Here is a 3370-nt window from a genome sequence, read left to right as displayed (position 1 = left end):
GGCAAGATCGAGAACGCGATCGCCGAGGTCTTCGACCTCCGCCCCGCCGCGATCATCCGCGACCTGGACCTCCTGCGTCCGATCTACGCGCAGACCGCCGCGTACGGCCACTTCGGCCGTGAGCTGCCGGACTTCACGTGGGAGCGCACGGACCGCGTGGAGGCCCTGAAGAAGGCCGCCGGCCTCTAGCCGGACCGGGGGCGGGGCACCCCGCCCCGCCCCCGCCGTCTGCCCGCCCCCACCCGTACCGCAGGACCCACCGCCCCTCGCCCCGAGCCCAGGGAGAGAACCCCGTGCGCATCGCCGTGACCGGTTCGATAGCCACCGACCACCTGATGGTCTATCCCGGACGCTTCACCGAGCAGCTCATCCCCGACCAGCTCGACAAGGTGTCCCTGTCCTTCCTCGCCGACACGCTGGAGATCCGGCGCGGCGGCGTCGCCGCCAACATCGCCTTCGGCATGGGCCGGCTCGGCCTGCGCCCGGTGCTGCTGGGCGCGGCGGGCGCGGACTTCGCCGAGTACGGGCAGTGGCTGAGCGCCAACGGGGCGGACACCGACTCGGTGCACATCAGCGAGTCCCTGCACACGGCCCGCTTCGTCTGCACCACGGACGCCGACCAGAACCAGATCGCCACCTTCTACGCCGGGGCCATGGCCGAGGCCCGCGAGATCGAGCTGGCGCCGGTGGCGCGGCGGGTCGGCGGCCTCGACCTGGTCGTCGTCGCCCCCAACGACCCGGCCGCGATGCTCCGGCACACGGACGAGTGCCGGGCCACGGGCCTGCCCTTCGCCGCCGACCCCTCGCAGCAGCTCGCCCGGCTGGGTGCGGAGGAGACCCGCCGGCTGGTGGACGGCGCCCGCTTCCTGTTCACCAACGAGTACGAGGCCGCGCTGCTGCAGGAGCGCACCGGCTGGACGGCGGCAGAGGTCCTCGCGCGCGTGGGCACCTGGGTGACCACGCTGGGGGAGAACGGCGTGGTGATCACGGAGGAGGGCGGCGCGGAGCTGCGCGTTCCCGCCGTCCCGACCGGTGACATCAAGGACCCGACGGGCGTCGGTGACGCCTTCCGGGCGGGGTTCCTCGCCGGTGTCGTGTGGCAGCAGCCGTACGAGCGGGCCGCGCAGCTGGGCTGCGCGCTGGCCACGCTGGTGCTGGAGTCCGTCGGCACGCAGGAGTACAAGCCGGCGTGGAGCGACCTGCTGGCCCGCATCGAGGACGCCTACGGGGCGCAGGCCGCACGGGAGATCGCCCCGCATCTGCCGTATCTGCCGCATCTTCCGGACCTGCCCCATCGTCCGCACCTGGCGGATCCGTCGGCCGCGGGCAGCGCGTCGTGACCGCGATCCCGACCGATGCCGCCACGCGAGCCGCCGGGCTGCGGGAGGCGCTCGCCTCCCGGGTCGTGGTGGCCGACGGGGCGATGGGCACGATGCTCCAGGCGCAGGACCCCAGCATGGAGGACTTCGAGCAGCTGGAGGGCTGCAACGAGGTCCTGAACGTGACCCGCCCCGACATCGTCCGCTCCGTCCACGAGGCCTATTTCGCGGTGGGCGTGGACTGTGTGGAGACCAACACGTTCGGCGCGAACCTGGCGGCGCTGGGCGAGTACGACATCCCCGAGCGGATCTTCGAGCTGTCGGAGGCGGGCGCCCGCATCGCGCGGGAGGTCGCGGACGAGTTCGCGGCCGGGGACGGGCGGGCCCGCTGGGTGCTGGGCTCGGTCGGCCCGGGCACGAAGCTGCCGACGCTCGGCCACGCCCCGTACGTGGCGCTGCGGGACGCGTACCAGCAGAACGTCGAGGGCCTGGTGGCCGGCGGTGCGGACGCGATCCTGGTGGAGACGACGCAGGACCTGCTGCAGACGAAGGCGTCGGTCATCGGCGCGCGGCGGGCCATGGCGGCCTCCGGGGCGGACCTGCCGCTGCTGGTGCAGGTGACGGTGGAGACCACCGGCACGATGCTGCTGGGTTCGGAGATCGGGGCGGCGCTGACGGCCCTGGAGCCGCTGGGCATCGACATGATCGGCCTGAACTGCGCCACGGGTCCGGACGAGATGAGCGAGCACCTGCGCTATCTCTCCCGGCACGCCCGTACGCGCGTCTCCGCCATGCCCAACGCGGGTCTGCCGGTGCTGGGGAAGAACGGCGCGCACTACCCGCTGTCGCCCGCCGAGCTGGCGGACGCGCACGAGTCGTTCGTGCGGGAGTACGGGCTCTCGCTGGTCGGCGGCTGCTGCGGTACGACTCCGGAGCACCTGCGGCAGGTAGTGGAGCGGGTGCGGGGGCTCACGCCGGCCGAGCGGGCGCCGCGCCCCGAGCCGGGCGCCGCGTCGCTCTACCAGACGGTGCCGTTCCGGCAGGACGCGTCGTACCTCGCGATCGGCGAGCGGACGAACGCCAACGGTTCGAAGAAGTTCCGCGAGGCCATGCTGGAGGGCCGCTGGGACGACTGCGTGGAGATGGCCCGCGACCAGATCCGCGAGGGCGCCCACCTGCTGGACCTGTGCGTCGACTACGTGGGGCGCGACGGCGTCGCCGACATGGCCGAGATCGCGGGCCGCTTCGCCACGGCCTCCACCCTCCCCATCGTCCTCGACTCCACCGAGGTGGACGTGATCCGCGCGGGCCTGGAGAAGCTCGGCGGCCGGGCGGTCATCAACTCCGTGAACTATGAGGACGGCGACGGCCCCGACTCCCGCTTCGCGAAGGTGACGCGGCTGGCGGTGGAGCACGGCGCGGCGCTGATGGCCCTGACCATCGACGAGGAGGGCCAGGCCCGCACCGTCGAGCACAAGGTGGCCGTCGCCGAGCGGATCATCGCGGACCTGACCGGCAACTGGGGCATCCATGAGTGCGACATCCTCATCGACACCCTGACGTTCACGATCTGCACGGGCCAGGAGGAGTCGCGCAAGGACGGCGTCCACACGATCGAGGCGATCCGCGAGCTCAAGCGCCGCCACCCCGACGTGCAGACGACGCTCGGCCTGTCGAACATCTCCTTCGGCCTGAACCCGGCCGCCCGTCTCGTGCTGAACTCCGTCTTCCTGGACGAGTGCGTGAAGGCCGGCCTGGACTCGGCCATCGTCCACGCCTCGAAGATCCTGCCGATCGCCCGCCTGGAGCAGGAGCACGTCGACGTCGCCCTCGATCTGATCCACGACCGGCGGCGGGAGGGCTACGACCCCCTCCAGAGGTTCCTCGAACTGTTCGAGGGCGTGGACACCAAGTCCATGAAGGCCGGGAAGACCGAGGAGCTGCTGGCGCTGCCGCTGGAGGAGCGCCTGCGGCGGCGGATCATCGACGGCGAGAAGAACGGTCTGGAGACCGATCTGGACGAGGCCCTCACCGCGCGCCCGGCGTTGGAG

At 72.3% G+C, this 3370-nt stretch carries 3 protein-coding genes; all 3 read left to right on the top strand.

From position 1 onward, the window contains the following. Positions 1 to 189 (top strand): methionine adenosyltransferase domain-containing protein (locus NQU55_RS36135; RefSeq protein ID WP_256791864.1); only part of this gene is annotated, 189 nt, incomplete at its 5' end. Between the two features lie 104 nt (positions 190 to 293). Beyond that, positions 294 to 1340, top strand: a complete 1047-nt coding sequence (locus NQU55_RS36130; RefSeq protein WP_256791863.1) for a carbohydrate kinase family protein — start codon at positions 294 to 296, stop codon at positions 1338 to 1340. After that, positions 1337 to 3370, top strand: a 2034-nt coding sequence (locus tag NQU55_RS36125; RefSeq protein WP_256791862.1) for a homocysteine S-methyltransferase family protein, incomplete at its 3' end; no start/stop codon positions are given. The genes NQU55_RS36130 and NQU55_RS36125, both read left to right, overlap by 4 nt.

It is taken from the genome of Streptomyces telluris (genome assembly GCF_024519335.1).
Lineage (GTDB): Bacteria > Actinomycetota > Actinomycetes > Streptomycetales > Streptomycetaceae > Streptomyces > Streptomyces telluris.
This window is presented reverse-complemented; position numbering and strand designations above follow the sequence as displayed.